Origin of the sequence: Demequina sp. NBRC 110054, from assembly GCF_002090115.1 — a bacterium.
Lineage (GTDB): Bacteria > Actinomycetota > Actinomycetes > Actinomycetales > Demequinaceae > Demequina.
Map to the genome: position 1 here is coordinate 1,693,320 of NZ_BBRK01000004.1, position 23,310 is coordinate 1,716,629.

At 66.3% G+C, this 23,310-nt stretch carries 19 protein-coding genes and 1 pseudogene; 19 read left to right on the forward strand and 1 reads right to left on the reverse strand.

Annotation, left to right across the window (positions count from 1 at the left end; genetic code table 11):
* The first annotated feature begins 59 nt into the window (after positions 1 to 59).
* From B7K23_RS07835 to B7K23_RS07915, 17 genes and pseudogenes are all read left to right on the forward strand, one after another.
* On the forward strand, positions 60 to 347 hold the full coding sequence (locus B7K23_RS07835; protein ID WP_084125782.1) for a hypothetical protein: 288 nt from the start codon (positions 60 to 62) through the stop codon (positions 345 to 347).
* 456 nt (positions 348 to 803) lie between these two features.
* Positions 804 to 7,424, forward strand: a complete 6,621-nt coding sequence (locus B7K23_RS07840) for a DNRLRE domain-containing protein (protein ID WP_084125783.1) — start codon at positions 804 to 806, stop codon at positions 7,422 to 7,424.
* Between the two features lie 204 nt (positions 7,425 to 7,628).
* Complete coding sequence (locus B7K23_RS15470) at positions 7,629 to 8,165, forward strand: hypothetical protein (RefSeq protein ID WP_143338153.1); 537 nt, start codon at positions 7,629 to 7,631, stop codon at positions 8,163 to 8,165.
* Positions 8,166 to 8,311: 146 nt separating this feature from the next.
* Positions 8,312 to 8,599: a hypothetical protein gene (locus B7K23_RS07850; RefSeq protein WP_084125785.1), complete on the forward strand. Its 288-nt coding sequence runs from the start codon at positions 8,312 to 8,314 to the stop codon at positions 8,597 to 8,599.
* Between the two features lie 408 nt (positions 8,600 to 9,007).
* Positions 9,008 to 9,340 (forward strand): hypothetical protein, encoded by a 333-nt coding sequence (locus B7K23_RS07855; RefSeq protein ID WP_084125786.1) that lies wholly within the window; start codon positions 9,008 to 9,010, stop codon positions 9,338 to 9,340.
* Positions 9,341 to 9,359: 19 nt separating this feature from the next.
* Positions 9,360 to 10,043 carry a hypothetical protein gene (locus B7K23_RS07860; protein ID WP_084125787.1) on the forward strand — a complete coding sequence of 228 codons (684 nt, stop codon included), beginning with the start codon at positions 9,360 to 9,362 and terminating at the stop codon, positions 10,041 to 10,043.
* Positions 10,044 to 10,402: 359 nt separating this feature from the next.
* Positions 10,403 to 11,569 (forward strand): annotated as a pseudogene (locus tag B7K23_RS07870) (IS3 family transposase).
* Positions 11,570 to 11,731: 162 nt separating this feature from the next.
* Positions 11,732 to 12,247 (forward strand): DUF2975 domain-containing protein, encoded by a 516-nt coding sequence (locus B7K23_RS07875; RefSeq protein ID WP_084125789.1) that lies wholly within the window; start codon positions 11,732 to 11,734, stop codon positions 12,245 to 12,247.
* On the forward strand, positions 12,247 to 12,459 hold the full coding sequence (locus B7K23_RS07880; protein ID WP_084125790.1) for a helix-turn-helix transcriptional regulator: 213 nt from the start codon (positions 12,247 to 12,249) through the stop codon (positions 12,457 to 12,459). The genes B7K23_RS07875 and B7K23_RS07880 overlap by 1 nt, the downstream gene beginning before the upstream one ends.
* Before the next feature lie 284 nt (positions 12,460 to 12,743).
* Entirely contained in the window at positions 12,744 to 13,364 is a 621-nt protein-coding gene (locus B7K23_RS15475; RefSeq protein ID WP_143338154.1) for a hypothetical protein, read from the forward strand.
* A 428-nt stretch (positions 13,365 to 13,792) separates the two neighbouring features.
* Positions 13,793 to 15,022 carry a CpaF family protein gene (locus B7K23_RS07885; protein WP_084125791.1) on the forward strand — a complete coding sequence of 410 codons (1,230 nt, stop codon included), beginning with the start codon at positions 13,793 to 13,795 and terminating at the stop codon, positions 15,020 to 15,022.
* Positions 15,022 to 15,882 carry a type II secretion system F family protein gene (locus B7K23_RS07890; RefSeq protein ID WP_084125792.1) on the forward strand — a complete coding sequence of 287 codons (861 nt, stop codon included), beginning with the start codon at positions 15,022 to 15,024 and terminating at the stop codon, positions 15,880 to 15,882. The genes B7K23_RS07885 and B7K23_RS07890 overlap by 1 nt, the downstream gene beginning before the upstream one ends.
* Complete coding sequence (locus B7K23_RS07895; protein WP_084125793.1) at positions 15,879 to 16,793, forward strand: type II secretion system F family protein; 915 nt, start codon at positions 15,879 to 15,881, stop codon at positions 16,791 to 16,793. Before B7K23_RS07890 ends, B7K23_RS07895 begins: the two co-directional genes overlap by 4 nt.
* Positions 16,794 to 16,817: 24 nt before the next feature.
* Complete coding sequence (locus tag B7K23_RS07900) at positions 16,818 to 17,000, forward strand: hypothetical protein (RefSeq protein ID WP_084125794.1); 183 nt, start codon at positions 16,818 to 16,820, stop codon at positions 16,998 to 17,000.
* Positions 16,993 to 17,376, forward strand: a complete 384-nt coding sequence (locus B7K23_RS07905) for a TadE/TadG family type IV pilus assembly protein (protein WP_234996443.1) — start codon at positions 16,993 to 16,995, stop codon at positions 17,374 to 17,376. Before B7K23_RS07900 ends, B7K23_RS07905 begins: the two co-directional genes overlap by 8 nt.
* Positions 17,377 to 17,440: 64 nt before the next feature.
* Entirely contained in the window at positions 17,441 to 17,860 is a 420-nt protein-coding gene (locus tag B7K23_RS07910) for a hypothetical protein (RefSeq protein WP_084125795.1), read from the forward strand.
* Entirely contained in the window at positions 17,857 to 18,396 is a 540-nt protein-coding gene (locus tag B7K23_RS07915) for a hypothetical protein (protein WP_084125796.1), read from the forward strand. The genes B7K23_RS07910 and B7K23_RS07915 overlap by 4 nt, the downstream gene beginning before the upstream one ends.
* 61 nt (positions 18,397 to 18,457) lie before the next feature.
* Here B7K23_RS07915 and B7K23_RS07920 read toward each other — a convergent pair whose 3' ends face one another.
* On the reverse strand, positions 18,458 to 19,753 hold the full coding sequence (locus B7K23_RS07920; protein ID WP_084125797.1) for an ABC transporter substrate-binding protein: 1,296 nt from the start codon (positions 19,751 to 19,753) through the stop codon (positions 18,458 to 18,460).
* A 364-nt stretch (positions 19,754 to 20,117) separates the two neighbouring features.
* Here B7K23_RS07920 and pflB point away from each other — a divergent pair, with 364 nt between their 5' ends.
* Both pflB and pflA read left to right on the forward strand, forming a co-directional pair.
* A complete protein-coding gene (gene pflB / locus B7K23_RS07925) occupies positions 20,118 to 22,388 on the forward strand; it encodes a formate C-acetyltransferase (RefSeq protein WP_084125798.1) in 2,271 nt (756 codons plus the stop codon).
* Between the two features lie 96 nt (positions 22,389 to 22,484).
* Positions 22,485 to 23,306 carry a pyruvate formate-lyase-activating protein gene (gene pflA / locus B7K23_RS07930; protein WP_084125799.1) on the forward strand — a complete coding sequence of 274 codons (822 nt, stop codon included), beginning with the start codon at positions 22,485 to 22,487 and terminating at the stop codon, positions 23,304 to 23,306.
* The last annotated feature ends 4 nt before the right edge of the window (positions 23,307 to 23,310 follow it).

Here is a 23,310-nt window from a genome sequence, read left to right on the forward strand (position 1 = left end):
TCTCCACAGATTCACGCCCAGCCCGGCACTCGATGTCCGATATGTCTACTTTTCGAGTCATGGGGACGGACACGATCACGCAGTTGGAGTCGCAGGTGCGCGCGCAGATCCGCGAGCGGGGCGTTGACCCGCTGCGCGAGCGCGAGGCCGTGCGCGCCCTGGTGGACGATGCGCTGGCCGAGTGGGGCGAGCGGGCGCTGACCGGGGCGGTGGTTCCGGTCGACGATCCGGCCGAGGCGTCGCGCGAGCTGCTCGCGAACGTGGCCGGCCTCGGGCCGCTCCAGCAGTATCTGGATGACCCGGATATAGAGGAAATTTGGGTCAACGAGCCGTCGTTGGCCAACTAGAGGTCTCTTCAAAGGGCCTGCTGTGGAAGCAGTTGCGCCACCTTGACGCCGCCAGGTGGCGTGGGGGAACCGCCGTCTTAGGGCGAGGCTCTCGACTGTTGGTTGGGTGTCGTCCGGTGGGCCGCTTACTGAGAACGGCGTCCGTCGGACACGGAAACCGGGCGGAACGAAACCCGGCCGATTCATTGCCTCGCGGCGGCGCGACGACTCCAGGCTGCGCCGCCCGTGGTGCACATGTGAGGTAGATCACTTTGCGCTAGACGAACTGTTTGCGGTGGCTGTAGTTATGAGCCAGCCCACGAGCGAGTTGTTGCCGATGCAGGCAGCTACGGGGCGGCGGTTGGCGGGGTGCCAGGTCCGCTGTTTCGAGTGCGTGACGTGCTCGCTGGTTCGTTGGGGGACGCCGTCATGGCTGCGTATTCACTCTTTGGGACGGTTCCAGGCGCGTGGTCGCGTGTGGCGAAGAGCGCGGCGGTCGTGACGGTGGCTGCCTTCACGATCGTGGTCGCGGCTGACGGTGCTGCGGTGGCGACTGAGCCGACGACCGCTGAGGTCGATTGGACGGAGCAGGGCGCCTGGAACGGTCTGACAGCGCCTGATGCGATCTCTGCGGCGATGCTCGCGGTGGTCGAGGACGAGGCTGTTGAGGATTTGTCGCAGCGCACCGAGACGTCGCAGACGTTTGCGCTTCCTGATGGGCAGTGGCGTTCGGACATGTATGCGGGCCCGGAGTGGGTGGCTACTGGTGAGGACCCGACGACCGAGGAGGGCTGGGAGGCGCTGGACACGAGCTTGGTGTCGTGGACGGACGGTTCGTACAGGCCGGGCGCGCATCCTGCGGATCTGGTGTTCTCGGGTGCTTCCGAGGGGCACACGGCGCTGGTGTCGGGTACCGACGCTGACGGGGGAGACTTCACGTTGTGGTGGGATGGCGAGCTGCCGGATCCGGTCGTGGAGGATGATGCGATCAGGTACGTGGATGTCGAGCCTGGCATCGACATCGTGTTCTACGTCACCGCGACGGGTTACGAGCAGTTCTTCGTGGCGCAGACCGCATCGGCGCTTGAGCGCGCCGAGACGTTGTCGCTTCAGTTCGATAGCGAGGGTGCAGAGCTGACGACCGACGGGGATTCGATCACCGGGACCTCTGACGGGGGCGACGAGGTCGTGCAGGTGACGGACGTGTTGGCGTGGGATGCGGACAACGATGCGTTGCGGTCGGTGCCGGTGGCCGAGATGGCGCCGGCCCAGGAGGCTAGCGCAGCCGCGTCGGCGGAGCCATCTGCGTCGGCCTCGCCTGAGCTGTCGGCGTCGGATGTCAGTGGGCTGAACGTTGTCGCCGAGGAGGTCGAGGTCCCTGCGGACTATGACGTCACGCGGGACGAGGGATCGGTGACGATCGACACCGACGACGTGCCGTTTGACTCAAGCGATGATTTCCCTGTTGTGATTGACCCGTCGGTGAACCTCACGCTTTCGTTCGACACCTACGTGTCCACTGCCTGGAACTCCGACCGGTCGACGCAGACCGATCTGCTGATCGGTACGTGGGATGGCGGTGATTCGAAGTACCGTTCGTACCTCAACGTCAAGGTCTCACCGATTCAGGGCAAGGACGTCACGAAGGCGACGCTGAAGTTGTGGAACTATCACTCGTGGTCGTGCACCGCGAAGTCGTGGGAGGTGTGGTCGACCTCGACGACGTCCGCCTCGACGCGGTGGTCGAACAAGCCGTCGTTGATCAACAAGTATGCGACTGTGTCCTCGACGAAGGGCTATTCGTCGTCGTGCGCCGACGGCTGGGTCAGCGCCGATATCACGACGTTGGTGCAGAACTGGTCGAAGGGGTCGCCCACGACGCAGGGTTTGGGCATCAAGGCGACGTCGGAGACGGACAACGCCTACTGGAAGCGATTCAACTCTGGCAACGCCTCGTCGAACAAGCCGGTGCTGTCGGTGACGTACAACAGCTACCCCAACCGGGCCTCCAGCGTGCAGGTCAACGGCAAGTCCCCGTCGGCCGACTCCGTCTACTACACCAACGACACGACGCCGACGTTCTCTGCCACTGTGTCTGACCCCGATGGGACCAAGGTCAAGGGTCTGTTTACGATCACGACGGGCTCGTCCACGAAGGTCTCCAAGGCCGCGGGCTCGAACGTGGCCTCAGGATCGATCTCGAAGTACAGCGGGTCCACGCTGGCCAACGGCAAGGAGTACAACGTCGAGGTGTGGACCAGCGACGGCTCGCTGACATCGAAACTGTCACGAGTACCTTCCTGGTCGGTTTACATCGACACCGACGCGCCGGGCTCGACATCGATCACGTCGAGTCAGTTCACGAACGGGGAGTGGGTCGACACTGCGCCGTCGTCGGCGTCGGCGACACTGAACGCCACCGATGCTGTCAAGTTCGAGTACACGATCGATGGTGGATCGACCAAGACCGTCACGGCGTCGTCGACGTCGGCAACGATCACGCTGCCTCGCACCAAGGGCGGCCACATCATCAAGGCACGTGCGATCGACCGCGCCGGCAACACCAGCGTGGAGAAGACTTTCGAGTACGGCATCGGCTCGGTGGCGATCTCTTCCCCGCAGCTGAACTTTAAGACCACCGATGAGGTCCCGGTCGTGGCCAGCGCGCCGCCGGCGACCAACGGCACCGTGACGCGCGCCGTCTACTGGCGTCCCTCGGGCACCGCCAACGGAACGGGCTACACGTCGGCGGCAGGTTCGGCGTCCGGGTGGACCGAGCTCACGGGAACCTCGACCACGTTCGCGACGGGAGTGAATCCGTCGCTCACGAAGGACGAGCACTACACCTGGTCCGCGGGTGCGAGCGTGCCCGACGACAAGGAACGCGTCCCGTACGGCATGGATGTCCAGGTGTGCTTCACCTACAACTACACGTCGGACACGATCTGCACCTGGCAGGGCGACGCAGATTCCCACACGTCGGTCGTGGTGATCCCGCATGCGTTCGGTGACGGCTACCCGACCGCAGAGGCCGGGCCCGGCCAGGTGGCTTTGTGGACCGGCGAGTTCAACACGGCCGTGACGGACCTGGAGGTCCCCGCCTACACCGGCACGATGTCGATCTCCCGCAGCTACAGCTCCTTCGCTGGCGGCACCGAGGATTCAGTGTTCGGCCCAGGCTGGAGCCCTTCGTTCGAAGGCTCGGACCTGGGGCAGGCGGGATTGGCGGTGCTGGATTCCACCGGCGATGACGGGCTGCTGGCATTCCAAGACGTCGATGGCTCCTACCTGCTGTATGTCGAGCCCTCTGGAGGCAACAACGCGCAGGAGGAAGGCACATATGTGCCCTTCGATGACGACACCGCCTCGCTGGGATACACCGTCACCATTGCCGGCGACGATACTGACGCGGTGCTGACCGTGGTCGATGATCTGGGCGTGACGACGACCTGGGAACACCTCGGATCTGGTCAATGGGTGGCGTCCCAGATCACCGAGCCGGGCTCGACCGGTTCGACAACGTTCACCCACGACGGACAGGGCCGCATCACTGAGATCCTCGCGCCCATCCCCGACGGCCTGGTAACAGAGGACAACCCTGAGCCGTGCGCGGGAGAGGCGCCCGACCCCGGCTGCCGTCTCTTGGAGATCTCGTACTACGCTTCGACGGATGCCGCTTCGGGCGCGTATGAGGGGCGCGTCGCCACAGTCACGTTCCACGCCTGGGACCCCGATGAGAACGCCATGGGCGAACAGGTCGTCGCCCGCTACACCTACGACGCTCAGGGGCTGCTGAGCTCGGTGACGGACCCGCGCTCAAACCTGAGCGTCACCTACGAATACGGCGACACCACTGCCGCGGGCGTGCCGACGCTCACGTCGGTCACACCAGCGGGACTCGCGACGTGGAAGCTTACCTACGGGACAGCCTCCCAAGGCGCTGACTCCCTACTCACGGTCTCTCGTGCCTCCGAGACCGGCAGCGGCAGCGACGCGGTGATCTCCCGCTTCGTGTACGGCATCGACGTGTCCGCAGCACCGTCGGGTAGCCCCGACGTCGCCACGGCCGCGGCCGCGTGGGGACAGACCCGCACGCCCGAGATCGGGTTCGCGGTCTTCGCGCAGGGCGACGACCCAGGCACCTCAAGTCCAGGATCTGTCACTTCGGACCAGTGGCTGAACGCCGACATCCAGTACACCGACGACGAGGGCTACACCGTCAACACCGCCAGCTACGGCGCGGGCGCGTGGCAGTTCACCGCCGACGAGTACGACGAGGACGGACGCATCGTCCGCACGCTGGATGCTGCCGCGACCGCCTACCTGATCGGGCAGTCCGCGCTCAATGACGGTCAGCCGGTCACCGTCGAGGAAGCCAACTCGGTCGCCACGATCACCCGCTACAACCACGACATCGTTGCCACGGCCGACATCGCGTGGGATGGCGGAACTATCGCCGCTGGCACCGTCCTCGTGCCCGCTGGCAGCCTCGTGACAGACACGTGGGCACCGGCCGAGGAGGACACGGACGGCATCAGTGCACGCATCCACACCGCGTACACGTATGACGAGGGCGCACCCAACGATGGCGTCAACCCCCGTACGGGACAGAGGTTCAACCTGACGACGACCGTGACCGAGACGCGGGCCGACGCGCTCAGCGGCACCTGGGACACAGAGGTCGACGTCGCGACAGACGAAGCAGTCCTGTCCACGTCGCTGACCGGCTACGACCCGATCGACGGGGCATCGGCCACCGCGGACACGTCGGGCTGGATCCTGTCCTCACCCACCACGACCACCACGGTCATGGAAACCGAGGCAGACAACATCGTCACGCTCACCCGCTACGACAGCCTGGGACGCGTCGTCGAGACCCGCCAGCCAGGCTCCGACGGCACCGACGCCGCGACCGAACTCACCGTCTACTACACGGTCGGCGACAATGCGGACGATGCACAGTGCGGCAATGCTCCGCAGTGGGCGGGCCTGACCTGTGTCGTGAAGACCGCCGAATCCACCCCGACCGTCCCTGAGGTGCGCACGACGGGATACACGATGCTGCTGGCTCCTGCGACGACGGTCGAAACACTCGGCGACGTCACCCGCACCAGCACGAGCGTCTACGACGATGATGGGCGTGTACTGACGTCCGCCACGGCCACTGAGGGCCTCGCCGGTTCGCAGACGGTCGCGAGCACCGCATACGTCTACGACGACGAGACTGGACTGCTGACCGACACGAAGGCGGTCGATGCTGAGGGTGCCGCTGTGTCGACTGTGTCGACCGGATACGACGCCTGGGGTCGCACCGTGACCTACACCGATGCCGACGGCGCGGTGACGTCCACGACCTACGACTCTCATGGTCGTACAGCGTCGGTTGATGATGGGCTGCAGGTGACGGCGTACACCTACGACGGCATTGACGCTGCCGGCAACGACGAGCATCGTGGTCTGCCGACGGCGCTGACAGTCACGTCCAAGACCTTCGACGTCGCCTCAGATGCGTATCCGAGTTACACGTTCGGTGCCGCCTTCGATGAGGCGGGGAACATGACGGTGCAGACGATGCCGAGCGACATCACCCAGACCACTGCCTACACCCTGACAGGCACGACGACGTCGGTGTCGTACGCCGCCGTTGATGTCGAGGGTGAGTCGGTGCCGTTGATCGCCTGGACGCAGGCCTCGGATCTGTTTGGTCGGGTGGTGGCGGAGTCGACGCCGAGCGCAGGCGTCAGTCCTGAAGCTGTGTCGCAGTACAACCGCACGTACGCGTACGACCTCGCTGGTCGCCTGGTGGAGGTCACGGACCGTACCGCTGGCATCGGCGAGACGGTCAACACCGACAGCGAGGCTGGCGACGTCACCGCGTGTGTGACGCGCGCCTACAGTTTCGACGTCCGTGGGAATCGCCTGTCACGCACCACCGGCGTCTCCGACACCGACGGGGTGTGCGTCAGCGCCGGTACGGGTGATGCGGATGAGTGGGTATATGACGATGCGGATCGTCTACAGTACGCCGCCAACAGCATGGATGCTTACGTGTACGACGCGTTGGGTCGCCAAACCCTGATTCCTGCCGCGGATACGCCCGCTGGGGTGGCGGCGAGCGATCTTCAGATCAGCTACTACGACAACGATCTGGCGTACTCGATCACCCAGGACGATGCGACGGCCGTCTACGGGTTGGATGCGTTGCAGCGGCGTGCCACGGCGACCACCACATCGTCCACAGGCACCGAATCGTTGGTGCGTCACTATGCCGACAGCTCTGACAGTCCGGCGTGGGCGGTCGCGACCGAGGCCGACGGCACCGAGACCACCTCCTGGTACGGCGCGTCGCTGGGTGGCGACCTGGGGCTGACGATCACCGAGGGCGTGGCGACGCTTCAGCTGGCCGACATCCACGGCGACATCGCCCTACCGATCACGCTCACCACAGACGGTGAGGTCGCCGGTGTGGGCGGCTACAGCGACTTCGACGAGTACGGCAATGCGCTTGACGGGATGCTCGACCCAGACACCGGTGCCATCAACTACGGCTGGTTGGGGGCGAAGGAACGCGCCACCGACATGACCGGGCTGATGTTGATGGGGGTACGGCTGTACAACCCGGTCACGGGCCAGTTCACGTCCGTCGACCCCGTCCCCGGCGGCAACACCACCACCTACACCTATCCCCAGGATCCGATAAATGCGTACGACCTCGACGGTCGCCAATCGGAGGACGGCTTGTACGTGAATTACAGCAAAGCTGAGATGGCGGCCTATCACAAGCATGCCAAAGGCCTCCCCATGACTGCGCAGGAGAAGAAGGCCTACAAATCGTACAAGCGGAAAGTAGAAACGAACCAGAAATACGCTCGTACACGAGGAGTTCAGCCGAAGACCTCGACCTACACGAAGAGCAAGGGCAAGAGCAAGGGCAAGTCATCTGGCAAGAACGGTGGCAAGGGTGCTGGGCGGGCGAACGAACTCGTGTGGGGCTACTACATCTACAAGGACTACACCGATATGTATCGTTGCCGGACGACAAAGGGTTGCTCGTGGAGTCTGATGGGTGGGTCTCAGTACGGAGCGGGTCTTGCCTGAGACCCGAGGTGGAAGGAGCCTCGGAACGTGACAGAAATCGACTCCGCAAGCGTGTTCTCGGGCCCAGATGATGACTCGGTGCCTATGGCTCGCACGTGGATATCCCGTTGGCCGAGTCGTCTTCGTGGGCCAGCCCGTTCACTGTCGACCTGGCGATTGCGCAGTGCACTGCGACGAGCCCCAAATGCGGGACCTGATCAGGTCGTGGTGGTCGACGTGCGCTTCGGCCCCGGTGGCAACGGTCCAGCGATGGTCACGGGTGAATGCCTTAAGGCGATGGCAGAACAGGCTGCAGCCCTGGAGGTGGTGTTCCCGTGGCTAGGAACCGACGCCACCTTCGGTTCCATGTTGGACACCCATCGGAGGGGAGTGCCCATCTCGGCCTTTCCGGAAGCTTCGATTTGTATCACAAGTTGGACAGACCGCGGAATGTTGGCAGAACGGGTCCTCTTCCCTCAGCGGATGAGCGAGGAGCACCGAGCCAACGACGATTCTGTCGACGATTGGCGGTTCGAACTGGACGACGAGGTGCTTGCCGATCTGCTCGGGGTGGAGGTCGATGACGATGGTGTCGTGCGACTCGAGATTCTCGCGGCAGTCGACGAGGGATTCACCAGTCTGGCAGTTCAGAGCGGTGAGATCGCTGAACTGGCGGATTGCGGCATTGACTTGTCTGTCACGCTTAAGCCCTCAATGGAGACTTATCGTCGGTTCCTTGACGGGATCCGTGCGGCTCCATAGCGACCCGGGTGAGCGCCGTGTCACTCAGGGCGGCATCGCGGCCTCACGGCCGTAGGGCGTAGTTGTGGCCGACGGTGTGGCAACGAGTTCTCCACAGATTCATGACCCGCCCGGCACCCGGTGTCCGATATGTCTAGTTTCCTGTCATGGGGACGGACACGATCGCGCAGCTGGAGTCACAGGTGCGCGCGCAGATTCGCGAGCGGGGAGCGGATCCGCTGCGCGAGCGCGAGGCCGTGCGCGCTCTCGTGGACGATGCGCTGGCCGAGTGGGGCGAGCGGGCGCTGACCGGGGCGGTGGTTCCGGTCGAGGATCCGGCCGAGGCATCGCGCGCGCTGCTCGCGAACGTGGCCGGGTTCGGGCCGCTCCAGCAGTATCTGGATGATCCGGATATAGAGGAAATTTGGGTCAACGAGCCGTCGTTGGCCAACTAGAGGTCTCTTCAAAGGGCCTGCTGTGGAAGCAGTTGCGCCACCTCGGTGCCGCCAGGTGGCGTGGGGGAACCGCCGTCCTAGGGCGAGGCTCTCGACTGTTGGTTGGGTGTCGTCCGGTAGGCCGCTTACTGAGAACGGCGTCCGTCGGACACGGAAACCGGGCGGAACGAAACCCGGCCGATTCATTGCCTCGCGGCGGCGCGACGACTCCAGGCTGCGCCGCCCGTGGTGCACATGTGATGTAGATCACTTCGCGCTAGACGAACTGTTTGCGGTGGCTGTAGTTATGAGCCAGCCCACGAGCGAGTTGTTGCCGATGCAGGCAGCTACGGGGCGGCGGTTGGCGGGGTGCCAGTTCCGCTGTTTCGAGTACGTGACGTACTCGCTGGTTCGCTGGGGGACGGCGCTGTGCTCACTGTGATCTCTGACGAAGCCGACATTGAGACTGGCACGTCGACGATCTACAACTTCGCTGCCGCCTACGACGAGACAGACAACCTCGTCGTGCAGGCGATGCCAGGCGACATTACCCAGACCACGACTTACACCCGCACGGGCGCGACGACCGGGCTGGCGTACTCGACCGTGGACGAGGAAGGCGAGACAGTTCCGCTCATCGCGTGGGCGCAGGAGACTGACCTGTTCGGCCGTGTCACCGCGGAGTACACGCCTAGTGCTGGCATCAGCCCCGAGGACGTCTCGGAGTACAACCGCACGTATTCCTACGACCTTGCGGGTTAACGAAGAGGTAGAAGTAGGAATGACATTGCGAGCGCACCGCATCCGAAGTCTCGGCCTCGAATTCTTCGCCATGGGCGCTGTTCTAGCTTGGCTCATCGGAATCGCGGCGATGCCCGCCTTTGAGAGCCTGAACCGGCCGCTCGTCGTGCTTCAGGTGTTCATCGGATCCGGCGTGATCCGCGTAGTCCGGAAAGCGCTGCATGGCCCGTTCCTGACTTCGTGGGGGCTTCGTGCGCGCTGGCCAGTTGACTTTGGCGAAGACGGAACGTTTGGCCTCTACCTGACAGGCACCCGTCCGATCGACTCGCGCGCGGCAGCCAGCGTCGCGCGATTTACGAGTCTTCCGGAGGCTCGTGTGAGAGCCTTCATCGAGGGCACGCCGCTTCCGGCGCTGCTCGCGGTCTCGATGTCGCAGACATCGGCGGAATCGTTGAGTTCTGAGCTTTCGGGCGTGGATACATCGGCAAACGTCTCCGGGGATGAGAGCCTTTCGTTCCCGAAGCGTGTAAGAGCGGTGATCATCGAAGGGGTGATTCTCGCACTCGGGGGAGCCCTGCTTATCGCGCTGGCATTGCCGCTATATGGAAGCCTCTGGTGGTTGTGGGCCGTGCTGGTGGTCGGTGGCTCCTGGGTTGTCACTTCCATCGCCTACGAGGTGCTTTGGGGCGAGGCGGGCACTCGTGGGGAAGTGGCGGCCGAGTGAAGCGCCCCAGGCCCGAGGTACGAGCTGGCTTTCTTGTGAAGGCTGTCGCCGACATGTCCGTTCCATCGACAGCGAGTGGCGTGAAGATGCGTGGGTTTTGGGCCGTGCGTTTCTCGGCACAGACTCTTGGACTCGTGCTCTTCATGATTTGGTATGTCTTCTTGCAGGACGTCCTGCCGCCCTGGCCGAAGTGGGCCGCCTTCGCTTTCGCACTGCTCCTGATTGCGGGTTTGCTGCCCCTGCCTAAGTGGGCACGAAACTAGAGTTTGGACGGAGATGCGAGTGAAGAAGGGGTCTGCCCCAGCATCGGTTGACTTCTGTTCTGTGCGGACTTCGTCCGTGCTGGAAGGATGTCACCCATGCCCAAGCCCTATCCCGCCGAGTTCCGACGTGATGTGGTCGCGGTCGCCCGTCAGGGCGGCTCGATCGCTGTCATCGCGAAGGACTTTGGCATCACGGAGTCGTGTCTGCGCAACTGGCTGAAGAAGGCTGACGTCGAGGACGGCGTCCGGCCCGGCGTCACCAGCGCCGAGGCTGCCGAGGTGCGTGAGCTCAAGCGCCGCAATCGGCAGCTCGAGCAAGAGGTCGAGATCCTGCGCCGCGCGGCCGCGTACTTCGCCAAGGACATCTCCCCAAAATGACCTACCCGCTGGTCCTTGACCTTGCCGCTGAGGGAATTCCCGTCGCGGTGACCTGCCGGGGGGCAAGGCTTCAGCAAGCAGGCGTTCTACAAGTGGAAGGCCGACCCCGTCACGAACGCGGATCTGGAGCGCGCGTATCTGACCAACGCCGCGCTCGACGTCCACTCTGACGACCCGGAGTTCGGCTACCGCTTCATCGCCGACGAGCTCGAGGACCAGGGCTACGCCGTCTCACGCAACACGGTGCACTCGATCTGCCGCGACGCGGGGATAGTCGCCGCCGTGCACCGCCGGCGCGGCTCGGGCAAGAAGGCCGGCCCTCCGGTGCACGACGACCACGTCCAACGTGACTTCACCGCCGATGCGCCTGACCGGGTGTGGCTGACGGACATCACTGAGCATTGGACCGGCGAGGGCAAGCTCTATCTGTGCGCGATCAAGGACGTGTTCTCCAACCGGATCGTGGGCTACTCGATCGATAGTCGGATGAAGTCCTCGCTCGCGGTCGCCGCATTGGAGCAGGCCGTCGCCCGACGCTCACTATCGGGCGCTGATCTGATCGGTCTGACGTGTCATTCGGATAGAGGGTCGCAATTTCGAGCCAGGAGCTTCGTCACCGCGTTGAACCGGCACGGCATCCGCGGCTCCATGGGCCGCGTCGGCGCTGCAGGCGACAACGCCGCCATGGAGTCCTTCTTCTCGCTACTGCAGAAGAACGTCCTGAACCGCCGCCGCTGGGACACCCGCGAGGAGTTGCGCCTCGCGATCATCACGTGGATCGAGAAGACCTACCACCGACGCCGCCGACAGGCCCGACTGGGACGCATGACGCCCATCGAGTTCGAAGCCGTCTACGCTACCCAACAGGTCGCCCTCGCGGCCTGACCACCCCGGTCAACCGATCTTGGGGCAGACCCCTCTTTAGGTCTTCGGCGTGTCGTTTCGTGTCTCTACTAGGTGCGCTCGACTGTGGACGTCTGGAGGTCTCGACGTTGCCAATCTATCGACTTGCGATATTATTCAATTGATAAACGAGAGGATGGAATTGTGAGTAGTCGTGCCGTCTGGCTGTTTCGCGCAGCGCTTTGTTTGGTGTTCGCTGCGTTCGCTGTAGTTCAGGTCGCCCTCGTGTTTGGCGTCATTGCAGCGCCTCACTCCGAGATTGCGTCTGACTGGTGGAAGGTTTACGTGGTGATGCTGGTGCTGGCGGAGCCTATCCTGATCTCGATCGGATTCGCGTTCTATGCGATATGGAAGTTGACGGCGCTCGCCGGGGAAGGAGCAGCGTTTACGCCGCGGGTGTTCGTCTGGGTGAACCGCGCTATCGCTGGCTTCGTCACTGCGACTGGCGTCGCGGTGATCTTGCTGGTGTTCGCGTTCGTGACGATGGCGGGCTCGCGTGATCGTTTGCAGTTTGTCTATATCCCCGGCGCAGCTGCTGTTGCGTTGTTCGCGGCGGTGACCGCGGCTGGCTTCGCGGTCATGAAGAGGCTGCTGGTTCAGTCCGTGGCTCGCGAAGAGGAAGCGCGAGGTCTTCGCGCCGAGCTCGGTGGGGTGATCTAGTGGCGATCGTCGTTGACGTGGACGTGATGCTCGCGCGGCGAAAGATGGCCGTTGGCGACCTTGCGGAGCGTGTTGGTATCACGCCAGCGAATCTGTCAGTACTGAAGAACGGGCGTGCGAAGGCTGTGCGCTTCAGTACCCTCGACGCGCTATGCGAGGCCTTGGACTGCCAACCCGGAGAGATCCTGCGCTGGGTCCCAGAAGTTGAGTAGGCCTTGGAAACGCGTTTCAACTGCGGAGGGTGGTTGCATGCAGGTCCACTCCCGTCCGCGCAACAGTTCGCTTCCGCCTATCCCGAATTGGCAGTAACACTTCACGGTTCGTTGACATTCCCCGCAGGTTGCGCCATCGTGGCACTGAGTGGCACTGAGTGGCACTGAGTGGCACTGAGTGGCACTGAGTGGCACTTGCTGTTTGCTATGCAAGATTAGACGGGGGAAATTCAATGCGATTTGTAAGTTAGATGTTGGTTCAGCCACGCAGTCGACAGCGCTCGTTGGCGACGGCTTCAGCTCTGGCACTGACCTGCGCAGCGCTGCTGGCGCCCGCGGCTGCTGCCTCCGCCGAGGAGTCCACGGACGGGCTTGGCGCCGGCGGCACTCAGCTGACGCTGACAGGGCTGGCTCTGCCATCGGGCACGGTTGTGGTCGAGACGGAGACACAGCCGATCTCGGCAGACGCTGCGGTTGCCGATGCACTTGAGGTCGCTGACGATCTCGAGGTCGGAGAGTCCGCGACTCTCAGTTCGGCGACATCGCAGACTGTTGTCTATGCGGCTTCGTCCGCGTGCAATGTGAGCTACACGGTCTACAAGCCCTACCGGAAGTTGTCGAGCGGGAGCTACTGGGCGACCTCGAAGGTCTCACTGACTCGTTCAAGCGGGTGCTCGGCAGCTCAGTCGTACTACTCGTATCTGGAGCGCAAGAGCACGCTGAACATCGCCTCAGTCGGTTACAGCAAATTCACGGTCAAGCCCGGATACACCACTACGTCGTGGGTCTCGTACAAGTGCTCGTCGACGAGCAGCAAGAACACGTGGTACAGCGATTTCTCGAGAACCCTATGGGGTGACAGCATCGAGCAGAGCGACGCCGCAAGTCTCAACTGCACGAAGTAGCTCCCTCGCGCACAATCGCCCGCGAGTCTGAAAGCCTGCGAACGATCCGATCTTCTACTGGAGTTCCGGGTCGAGTCTTCTACGCGAGCAGGAGGGGTGATCCTCGCGGGAGTCTGTCCGGAATGGCACGCCGCCACACGGCAAGGCACCCGTCACCCAAGGCGACGGGTGCCTTGCCTTGGGTGCGATCTGGTGGGGGTCTGGACGCGGACGGCGCGTTGAACCAGATCGCATGCTCACCCTCTTACCTCAGGTGTAGCCACGACCGCTGGAACCCGCCGAGCAGAACTGGGGATTTTCAGCGAGCGCCGTCAGATCGATTGACATCACGTTCGCATCTGCTTTTCGTGCGATTGGCCGGGTCGCGAGTTCTCCACAGATTCACGTCCCGCCCGGCACGCAGTGTCCGAAATGTCTACTTTCCTGTCATGGGGACGGACACGATTGCGCAGCTGGAGTCGCAGGTGCGCGCGCAGATTCGCGAGCGGGGAGTGGACCCGCTGCGCGAGCGCGAGGCCGTGCGCGCCCTGGTGGACGATGCGCTGGCCGAGTGGGGTGAGCGGGCGCTCGCCGGTACGGTGGTCCCGGTCGACGATCCGGCCGAGGCGTCGCGCGCGGTGCTCGCCAATGTCGCTGGTCTCGGGCCGCTTCAGCAGTATCTGGATGATCCGGATATAGAGGAAATTTGGGTCAACGAGCCGTCGTCGATCTTCGTGGCCAGGCGCGGGGTGCCGGAGCTCACCACGACCATCCTCACCGACGCGCAGGTGCGCGACCTCGTCGAGCAGATGCTGAAGCTCTCGGGCCGCAGGCTCGACATCAGCTCTCCCTTCGTCGACGCGACGCTGCCGGGAGGGGAGCGGCTGCACGCCGTCATCCCGGACGTCACCCGCGAGCACTGGTGCGTGAACATCAGGAAGTACGTCGCCCGCGCCTCTCATCCGGAAGACCTCGTCGCACTCGGCTCGCTCACGCCCGCGGCCTCGAGGTTCCTGTCGGCAGCCGTGTCTGTCGGACTCAACGTGCTCGTGTCCGGAGCGACGCAGGCGGGGAAGACAACTGCGCTCGCCGCTCTCTCTGGCGCGATCCCCGCGCGCGAGCGCGTCATCACGTGCGAGGAGGTCTTCGAGCTCTCCCTGCCACTTCGCGACGTGGTGGGGCTCCAATGCCGACAGCCCTCGCTCGAAGGCACCGGAGAGATCCCGTTGCGTCGGCTCGTGAAGGAGGCGCTGCGCATGCGTCCCGACCGGCTCGTCATCGGCGAGGTGCGCGAGGCCGAGGCGCTCGACATGCTGATCGCCCTCAACGCAGGAATCCCTGGTATGTGCACGATCCATGCCAACTCCGCGCGCGACGCGATCACCAAGATGTGCACCCTTCCGCTGCTCGCCGGGGAGAACGTCTCCGCCGCGTTCGTCGTCCCGACCGTCGCGTCGGCGATCGACCTCGTCGTGCATCTCGACCGAGACGAGCGCGGCCGTCGTCAGGTGCGCGAGATCATCGGCGTGCCCGGAAGGGTCGAGGGCGGCATCGTCGAGACCTCTGATTTGTACCGCCGGGCCCGTGGCGAGCTCGTCCGCGCGGAGGGGTATCCGCCTCACGCGGAGCGCTTCGCCCGCGCGGGCGTCGACCTGGTCCGGCTGCTGGAGGCCAGCTGATGGCGACCGCGCTGGGGCTCACCCTCGGGGCGGGGCTGTTCCTCGTGTGGTGGTCCACGTGGGTGCCGGACAGGGACGCGCCCGATGCTGCGATCGCGTGGGCCGACAGGCTCCGCGACGACCTCGTGCAGGCCGGCGCTCACGGCGTGGGGCCCGGAGGCGTCGTCGGGACCGCCGTCGGCCTGGGCCTCCTGGTCGCCCTCCTCGGAGGAGCCGTCATGGGCTCGGTGGCGATCGGCCTGTGCTTCGGCGTGATCGCGGCGCGCGGGCCGTTCGCGCTCGTGCGGGCGCGTGCCCGAGCGAGGCGCGCCCGCATGAGGGACGTGTGGCCCGAGGCAGTCGACAACCTCGCCTCGGGGATCCGCGCGGGGCTCTCGCTTCCCGAGGCGCTGAGCCAACTCGGCGAGCGCGGACCGGAGGCGCTGCGCGAGCCGTTCACCGCGTTCGCACATGACTACCGCTCCACGGGTCGGTTCTCCGACAGCCTCGATGCGCTCAAGGGCCGGCTGGCTGACCCCGTCGCGGACCGCATCGTCGAGGCCCTCCGCCTCACGCGCGACGTCGGCGGCACGGATATCGGCCAGCTCCTGCGGACGCTCAGCCACTTCCTGCGCGAGGACGCGCGCACGCGAGGTGAGCTCGAGGCGCGCCAGAGTTGGACGGTCAACGCCGCGAAGCTCGCCGTCGCGGCGCCCTGGGTCGTGCTGCTGATGCTCGCGAGCCAGCCGCAGAACGCGCGGGCGTACGACACGGCCATGGGGACAGTCATCCTGGTCGTCGGGGGAGCGGTGACGGTTCTCGCGTACCGGCTGATGTCGGCCTTCGGGCGCCTCCCGCAGGAAGCGCGGGTGATGCGATGATCGCCGCGGTCCTGACCGGTGTCGCCCTCGGCACGGGGATGCTCCTCGTGGTCGCGTGGTGGGAGGCACGGCGCCTCACGCTCGCGCGTCGGCTCGCGCCCGCGCTCGCGGCCCCAGGGGAGGCACGCGCAGGGACCCGCACGATGACCCCGCTGTCGTCGGTCGAGAGGCTGCTCGCGCCGGCGCTGCGCGACGGGGTGCGCGCGCTCGAGCGTTGGGGCTCGTCGACGGTGGAGATCGAGAGCAGGCTTCGGCGCGCCGGCCGTGCGGGCACCGCGGAGCAGTTCCGCGCGTCCCAGGTGGTCTCGGGCGCGGTCGGTCTTGCCGCGGGTCTCGTCGCCTCGGTGCTCCTCGGTGCCGCGCGCGGATCCTCGCCCCTCGTCCTGCTGATCCTCACGCTCGCGTGCTGCGCGGCCGGAATCCTCGTGCGCGACCATTCGCTGAGCAGGGCGGTGCGCGCACGGGAGGCCCGGCTGCTGGCCGAGCTCCCCGCCGCCGCGGAGCTGCTCGCACTGTCTGTCTCCGCAGGCGAGGGGGCGCTCGGCGCCCTGGACCGTGTCTCGCGCGTGTCCGAGGGCCCTCTGTCCGAGGAGGTCCGCCGGGCGCTCGGGCGGACGCGCGCGGGCATGCCGCTCGCCGAGTCGGTGCGCACTCTCGGCGACAGCACCGAGGTCGAGGCCCTGCGACGGTTCGCCGACGCGGTCGCCACCTCGGTCGACCGCGGCACCCCGCTCGCGGACGTGCTGCGCGCCCAGGCGGACGACGTGCGCGCCGCGGGGCGCACCGCCCTGATGGAGGAGGGAGGGCGCCGCGAGATCCTCATGATGATCCCGGTGATCTTCCTCATCCTGCCCGTCACGGTCCTCTTCGCGGCGTTCCCCGGCATCGTCGCGCTCAACCTCGATCTCTGACCCGGACACCATCTAGGAGGAACTATGGCCACCCTGAACCGTCGCTTCCGCGCCCGGCTCGCGCAGCTCGACGACAGAGGAGACGTGCCCGGCTGGGTGCTGATCACGCTCATGACGGCCGGCTTGGTCGCCGCGATCTGGGCCGTCGCGAGCCCCACGCTCACGGACCTCTTCTCCGAGGCGATCGCCTCGGTCACCGGTGCGTAGGACTCGCCACGACCGAGGCAGCGTGCTCGCCGAGCAGCTGATGACCATGGTGCTCGTGGTCCTCGTCGGGCTCGGGGTCATGCAGGCGGCCCTTGCGCTCCACGTGCGGAACACGCTCGTCGAGGCCGCGGCTGAGGGAGCGCGCCTCGCGGCGCGTACCGATCGGACGATGTCCGACGGCGCCCAGCGTGCCGAGGCGATCGCCGCCGCGGCGCTGAGCGGGATCGAGGCGACGGCACACGCGTCGAGCGGTTCGTGGAACGGCGCCGACACCGTGGTCGTCACCGTGACCGCACCGATTCCCCTGGTCGGCCTCTGGGGCCCCGCGACCACCTCGGTGCGCGGCACGGCGCTTGACGAGGCGAGCCTTGGCTGACGACGCGCGGGCACGAGCTTCGCGAATCGACGATGCGGGAGGCGCGATAGTCGAGTTCCTTGCGATGACGGTGCTGCTGCTCGTGCCTCTGCTGTACCTGGTCACGACGCTCGGGCGCGTGCAGGCCGCGGCCTTCGCCGCCGAGGGTGCCGCCCAGGCCGCGGCCAGGGCGGCAGCGGTCGCGGGCGTGGACCTTCTCGAGGGAGGGGCGTCCGACGCCGAGGCGATCGCCGCCGCGCAGGGAACCGCGCAGGCGGTCGTGGCACTGTCGGTCGAGGACTTCGGCCTCGATGCCGACGATGCGTCCCTCACGATGTCCTGCACCGCGGACCCGTGCCTCGCGCCGGGATCGGACGTGCGGGCGCACGTGACGATCGCCATCGGGCTTCCCGGCATCCCGGGGTTCCTCACGGACGCGGGGCTCGTCGTGGCGCTCGACGCGACGGCCTCGTCGCCCGTGGACGATCTCGCGGGGGCGGGATGAGCGGCGGGACGAGGAGCGGGGCGAGTGGCGGCACGATCAGGTCGCACGCGCAGGTCGTGCGCGACGGCGGGCGCAAGGCGACGTCCCGCCGCGAGCCTCCACCCGACGCCGGCAACGTCACCGTCCTGAGCCTCGGTCTCGCGGTGCTCGTGATCTCACTCGTGCTCGTCGTCGCCTCGGCCACCGCGGTTCAGCTCGACCGCGTGCGGCTCCTGCACCTGGCGGACGAGCTCGCGCTCGACGCCGCCGACGCCGTCGACCTCGGCGCCTACTACGCGGGGGAGGTGCCCGGAGGCGACGCCGCGCTGCTGCTCGCCGAGGACCGCATGGTCGCGGCAGCCGCGGACCGCCTCGCGGAGGCGAGCGCGCGCCACGGCGTCGAGGGCGCGCAGCTCGTGAGCGTCACGTCTCCGGACGGATCCACGGCGGTCGTGCGGGTCCAGCTGCGTGTCAGCCCACTCTTCGGGATCGAGGCGCTCACGCGCTTCTCGCACGGCATCACACTGAGTGCCGAGTCGTCGGCGCGGGCGTCCTAGCCGCGAGGCGTCGAGGTGGGCGCGAGTTCCGCGCGTGCGTGCGACCTCGCGCAGGGACTGCTCAGGACCCGTTCGCCGCCTTCGCCGCGTCCTTGGCCTCGGACCACGCGTCCTCCTGGTCGATGCTGCCGAGCTCGACCTTGGTGAGCACGTTCTCCACCGCGGTGCGGACCGTCGCGTTGTTGAGCGAGTAGTACGGCGCCCCGGTGAGGTCCTCGGCCGTCTTCGTGAAGATCTGGCCGACGGGCGCATTGTTGAAGAAGGCGTTCGTGTAGGCCTGGATGCCCTCGTCGGTGTAGAGCGACGGCGTGGCGGGCAGCGCGGCCACGGACTGGAAGCGCGCGAGCTGCTGCTCGTCCTCCATGAGCCACTCGATGAACTCGTACGCGGCCTGCGCCGTCTCGTCGTCCACCTGGGCGGGGATCGTGTAGAAGTTCGCGGACCAGTTGCCGCCCTCGCCCGGGATGTCGGCGACGTCCCACTGGCCGGAGAAGTCCTCCGGGGCGTTGCTCTCGATGTACGCGAGCATCCACGACGGGCACAGGACAGTCGCGAACCTGTCGTCGTACAGGCCGTTCGTCCAGTCCTCGCTCCACTGGGTGGTGCCCGAGGAGATGCCAGCGGTCGCAGCCGCGACGGCCGTCGCATACGGGGCCTTGACGTCGGGCAGCGCGAGCGTGTTGTCCGTATCGAAGTAGCTGACGCCCGCCTGCTGGAGCAGCGGGTTGAGCAGTGAGGTCGCGGTGTCGACGAAGTACCCGCCGGTCGCGGCGGTGTACTGCTCGCCGACGCTGATGAAGCCCTCCCACGAGTCGCCCATGAGCGTCGACAGCTCGTCGCGGTCGCCGGTGAGGCCCGCGTCCTCGAGCAGGTCGCGGCGGTAGCACAGCGCGAGCCCGGACACGGAGGCCGGGATGCCGATGGTCGCCGAGCCGTTAGCGTTGGTCGCCTCGGCCCAGGCCCACGGCAGCACGCTGTCCTCGAACTCGTCCGCGCCGAGGTCGAGGAGGTTGACGAAGCCATCAGACTGACCGACGAAGCTCGGCATGTAGGCCTCGTCGAGCACTGCGATCGTGGGGGCGCCCTCGCCGGCCACGAGCTCCGACTGGAGGTCGTCGTGCAGCGCGGCGTAGGCCTGCTCCTCGACGGTGATCGTCACGTTCGGGTTCTCGGCCATGTACTCCTCGGCGAGCGGCTCGAGGCCGATGTCGCCGACGGTCGCGACGGTGATGGTGGCGTCCGCCGCGCTCGCGGAGGGGGAGGCGGAGGCGGACGTGTCGCCCCCTGTGCAGGCGCTCAACGTGAGCGCTCCGGCCAGGGCAACGGCCACCGTGCCGACGGCGGTCCTCCGTGTCATCGACTCTCTCCCTCTGTAGGTCGGTGCCCTCGGGGGCACCCCAACACTCTAGCCGCGAGCAGGCAGGACCTGGCTCCGGTGCGGCCGCCTGGGGACAGGAGGTCCCCGGACGATGCGGCACGTTTCCAACGCACGGACGGACCGGTTCGTTGCATGCCGTGCCACCCTCGCCGCGCGGTCTCCTGAGGGCCTGGGTACCGTGGTGGAACGGACCGGGGCCAAAGGTCCCGACAATTCCTGAACACAGCGTCCTATTTTGGTTTCAGACGCGCGACCGACCGGGTTGCACGCCATCGCCACGACGGGGTCCAGAACCGTCGCGGAAGCAGGCCCCACAGGGCCTCGAGCGTGAGGAGTTTCGCCAATGACCATCACTTCCCCCACCGGCGCCGACCTCGACGCCGTCCGTGAGCACGCGTGGCGTGGCTTCACATCCGGCCCGTGGCGCGACGCGGTCAACGTGCGCGACTTCATCCAGCTGAACTACACCCCGTACGACGGTGACGACTCGTTCCTCGCCGGCCCGACGGAGCGCACCACCGCCGTGTGGGAGAAGCTCTCGGCGATGTTCCCCGAGGAGCGCGAGAAGGGCGTCTACGACGTCGACTTCGAGACGCCCGCCACCATCACCGCCCACAAGCCCGGCTACATCGACCAGGACAACGAGGTCATCGTCGGTCTGCAGACGGACGCGCCGCTCAAGCGCGCGATCATGCCGTTCGGCGGCTGGCGCATGGTCGTCAAGGAGCTCGAGACCTACGGCTACCCGGTCAAGCCCGAGCTCGAGGAGATCTTCTCCAAGTACCGCAAGACGCACAACGACGGCGTCTTCGACGCGTACCCCCCGAACGTCCGTGCGGCCCGCTCGTCGCACATCGTCACCGGCCTGCCCGACGCCTACGGCCGCGGCCGCATCATCGGTGACTACCGCCGCGTCGCCCTCTACGGCGTCGACGCCCTGATCGAGGGCAAGAAGGTCGAGCGCATGTCGCTCGACATGGAGCGCTCGACCGAGGACATCATCCGCGACCGCGAGGAGAACTCGGAGCAGATCAAGGCTCTGAAGGAGCTCAAGCAGATGGCGGCCTCCTACGGCTACGACATCTCGGGCCCCGCCTCGACGGCCAAGGAGGCCGTGCAGTGGCTGTACTTCGGCTACCTCGCCGCGGTCAAGGAGCAGAACGGCGCCGCCATGTCGCTGGGCCGCACCTCGACCTTCCTCGACATCTTCATCGAGCGCGACATCGCCGACGGCACCCTCACCGAGGAGGCCGCTCAGGAGATCATCGACGACTTCGTCATCAAGCTGCGCATCGTCCGCTTCCTCCGCACCCCGGAGTATGACGCCCTGTTCTCGGGCGACCCGACGTGGGTCACCGAGTCCATCGGCGGCGTGGGCAACGACGGCCGCTCGCTCGTGACGCGCACCTCGTTCCGCTTCCTCCAGACGCTGTACAACATCGGCCCGGCTCCTGAGCCGAACCTCACGGTGCTGTGGAGCGACAAGCTGCCCCAGGGCTTCAAGGAGTACTGCGCCAAGGTCTCGATCGACACCTCGTCGATCCAGTACGAGGCCGACGACCTGCTCCGCGAGCAGTGCGGTGACGACTCGGCCATCGCGTGCTGCGTCTCCGGCATGGCGGTCGGCAAGCAGATGCAGTTCTTCGGTGCTCGCGTGAACCTGGCCAAGGGCATGCTCTACGCGATCAACGGTGGTCGCGACGAGGTCTCCGGCAAGCAGGTCTCGCCGGTGGCGCCTCCGTGTGAGGGCGACGTGCTCGACTTCGACGACGTCATGGCCAAGTTCGACACCTTCATGGACTGGCTCGCCGAGACCTACGTGGACGCACTCAACTGCATCCACTTCATGCACGACAAGTACGCCTACGAGCGCATCGAGATGGCGCTGCACGACCGCGAGATCCTGCGCACGATGGCTTGCGGCATCGCCGGCCTGTCGGTCGCGGCCGACTCGCTGTCCGCCATCAAGTACGCCAAGGTCACCCCCGTGCGTGACGAGACCGGCCTCATCGTCGACTACACGACCGAGGGCGAGTTCCCCTGCTACGGCAACGATGACGACCGCGCCGACGACATCGCCGTCGACCTGGTCCGCCGCTTCATGGAGAAGGTGCGCAAGCAGCCCACCTACCGCAACGCGAAGCACACCCAGTCGGTGCTCACGATCACCTCGAACGTGGTCTACGGCAAGGCGACGGGCCACACGCCCGACGGTCGTCGCGCCGGCGAGCCCTTCGCCCCCGGTGCCAACCCCATGAACGGCCGCGACAACCACGGCATCATGGCCTCGGCCCTCTCGGTCGCGAAGCTGCCCTACGACGACGCTCAGGACGGCATCTCGCTGACCACGTCGGTCGTCCCGTCCGGCCTCGGCCGCGACAAGGCGGAGCAGGTCAAGAACCTGGTCGGCGTCCTCGACGCCTACACGGTCTCCTCCGGCTTCCACATGAACGTCAACGTGCTCAACCGCGAGACGCTCGAGGACGCGATGGAGAACCCGGAGAAGTACCCGCAGCTCACGATCCGCGTGAGCGGCTACGCGGTGAACTTCGTCCGCCTGACCCGCGAGCAGCAGATGGACGTGCTGTCGCGCACGTTCCACGCGGGCCTGTAAGACCAACTGAAGCAAGGCGCCCCGCCCTGACGCAGGGTGGGGCGCCTTCTTCGTACCCTGGAACCACCATCGACCCCCGGCGAGGAGATCCCCACCATGCCTGACGAGCCCGTACCCGTGCAGCTCCTGATGTCTCCGCCCATGGAGATCGCCGACCAGGAGCTCGAGGAGAGCGAGAAGCTCGCCTCGCCGGTGACCGGCTCGGTGCACTCGTGGGACCTCGTGACCGGGGCTGACGGCCCGGGCACTCGCATGACGCTGTTCCTCGCGGGCTGCGGGATGCGCTGCCAGTACTGCCAGAACCCCGACACGTGGCGCATGAAGGACGGCGTGCGCCACTCGGTGGACGAGGTCATGGAGCGCGTCACGCGCTACGCGACCGTCATGAAGGTCACCGGCGGGGGTCTCACGATCTCCGGCGGCGAGCCGCTGCTGCAGTCGAAGTTCGTGATGAACATCTTCCGCCGCTGCAAGGACCTCGACATCAACACCGCGCTCGACACCGCGGGCCTGCTCGGCGCACGCTTGAGCGACGACGACCTCAACTATGTGGACCTCGTGCTGCTCGACATCAAGTCCGGCATCCCCGAGACCTACCAGCGCGTCACGGGCCGCCCGCTGCAGCCGACCCTCGACTTCGCGCATCGCCTCGACGCGCTCCACAAGAACGTGTGGGTGCGCTTCGTGCTCGTGCCCGGCCTCACCGACGCGGTCGAGAACGTCGACGCGGTCGCGGACTTCGTCGCGACGCTCGGCAACGTCGAGCGCCTCGAGGTGCTCCCGTTCCACCAACTCGGCCGCGAGAAGTGGGAGCTGTCGGGCGAGCCGTACCTCCTCGAGGACACGCAGCCGCCCAGCAAGGAGCTGATCGAGCGCGTGAAGCGGCAGTTCGCCAAGCGCGGCATCAACGTGATGTGACCGA

Excerpts from the sequence above, each read along its gene's own strand:
- B7K23_RS07900 (WP_084125794.1), top strand. The coding sequence starts at position 16,818 with ATGGCCACCCTGAACCGTCGCTTCCGCGCCCGGCTCGCGCAGCTCGAC.
- B7K23_RS07890 (WP_084125792.1), top strand. The coding sequence starts at position 15,022 with ATGGCGACCGCGCTGGGGCTCACCCTCGGGGCGGGGCTGTTCCTCGTG.
- B7K23_RS07850 (WP_084125785.1), top strand. The coding sequence starts at position 8,312 with ATGGGGACGGACACGATCGCGCAGCTGGAGTCACAGGTGCGCGCGCAG.
- B7K23_RS07910 (WP_084125795.1), top strand. The coding sequence starts at position 17,441 with ATGACGGTGCTGCTGCTCGTGCCTCTGCTGTACCTGGTCACGACGCTC.
- B7K23_RS07915 (WP_084125796.1), top strand. The coding sequence starts at position 17,857 with ATGAGCGGCGGGACGAGGAGCGGGGCGAGTGGCGGCACGATCAGGTCG.
- B7K23_RS07895 (WP_084125793.1), top strand. The coding sequence starts at position 15,879 with ATGATCGCCGCGGTCCTGACCGGTGTCGCCCTCGGCACGGGGATGCTC.
- B7K23_RS07920 (WP_084125797.1), bottom strand. The coding sequence starts at position 19,753 with ATGACACGGAGGACCGCCGTCGGCACGGTGGCCGTTGCCCTGGCCGGA.
- B7K23_RS07835 (WP_084125782.1), top strand. The coding sequence starts at position 60 with ATGGGGACGGACACGATCACGCAGTTGGAGTCGCAGGTGCGCGCGCAG.
- pflA (WP_084125799.1), top strand. The coding sequence starts at position 22,485 with ATGCCTGACGAGCCCGTACCCGTGCAGCTCCTGATGTCTCCGCCCATG.
- B7K23_RS07885 (WP_084125791.1), top strand. The coding sequence starts at position 13,793 with ATGGGGACGGACACGATTGCGCAGCTGGAGTCGCAGGTGCGCGCGCAG.
- pflB (WP_084125798.1), top strand. The coding sequence starts at position 20,118 with ATGACCATCACTTCCCCCACCGGCGCCGACCTCGACGCCGTCCGTGAG.
- B7K23_RS07860 (WP_084125787.1), top strand. The coding sequence starts at position 9,360 with ATGACATTGCGAGCGCACCGCATCCGAAGTCTCGGCCTCGAATTCTTC.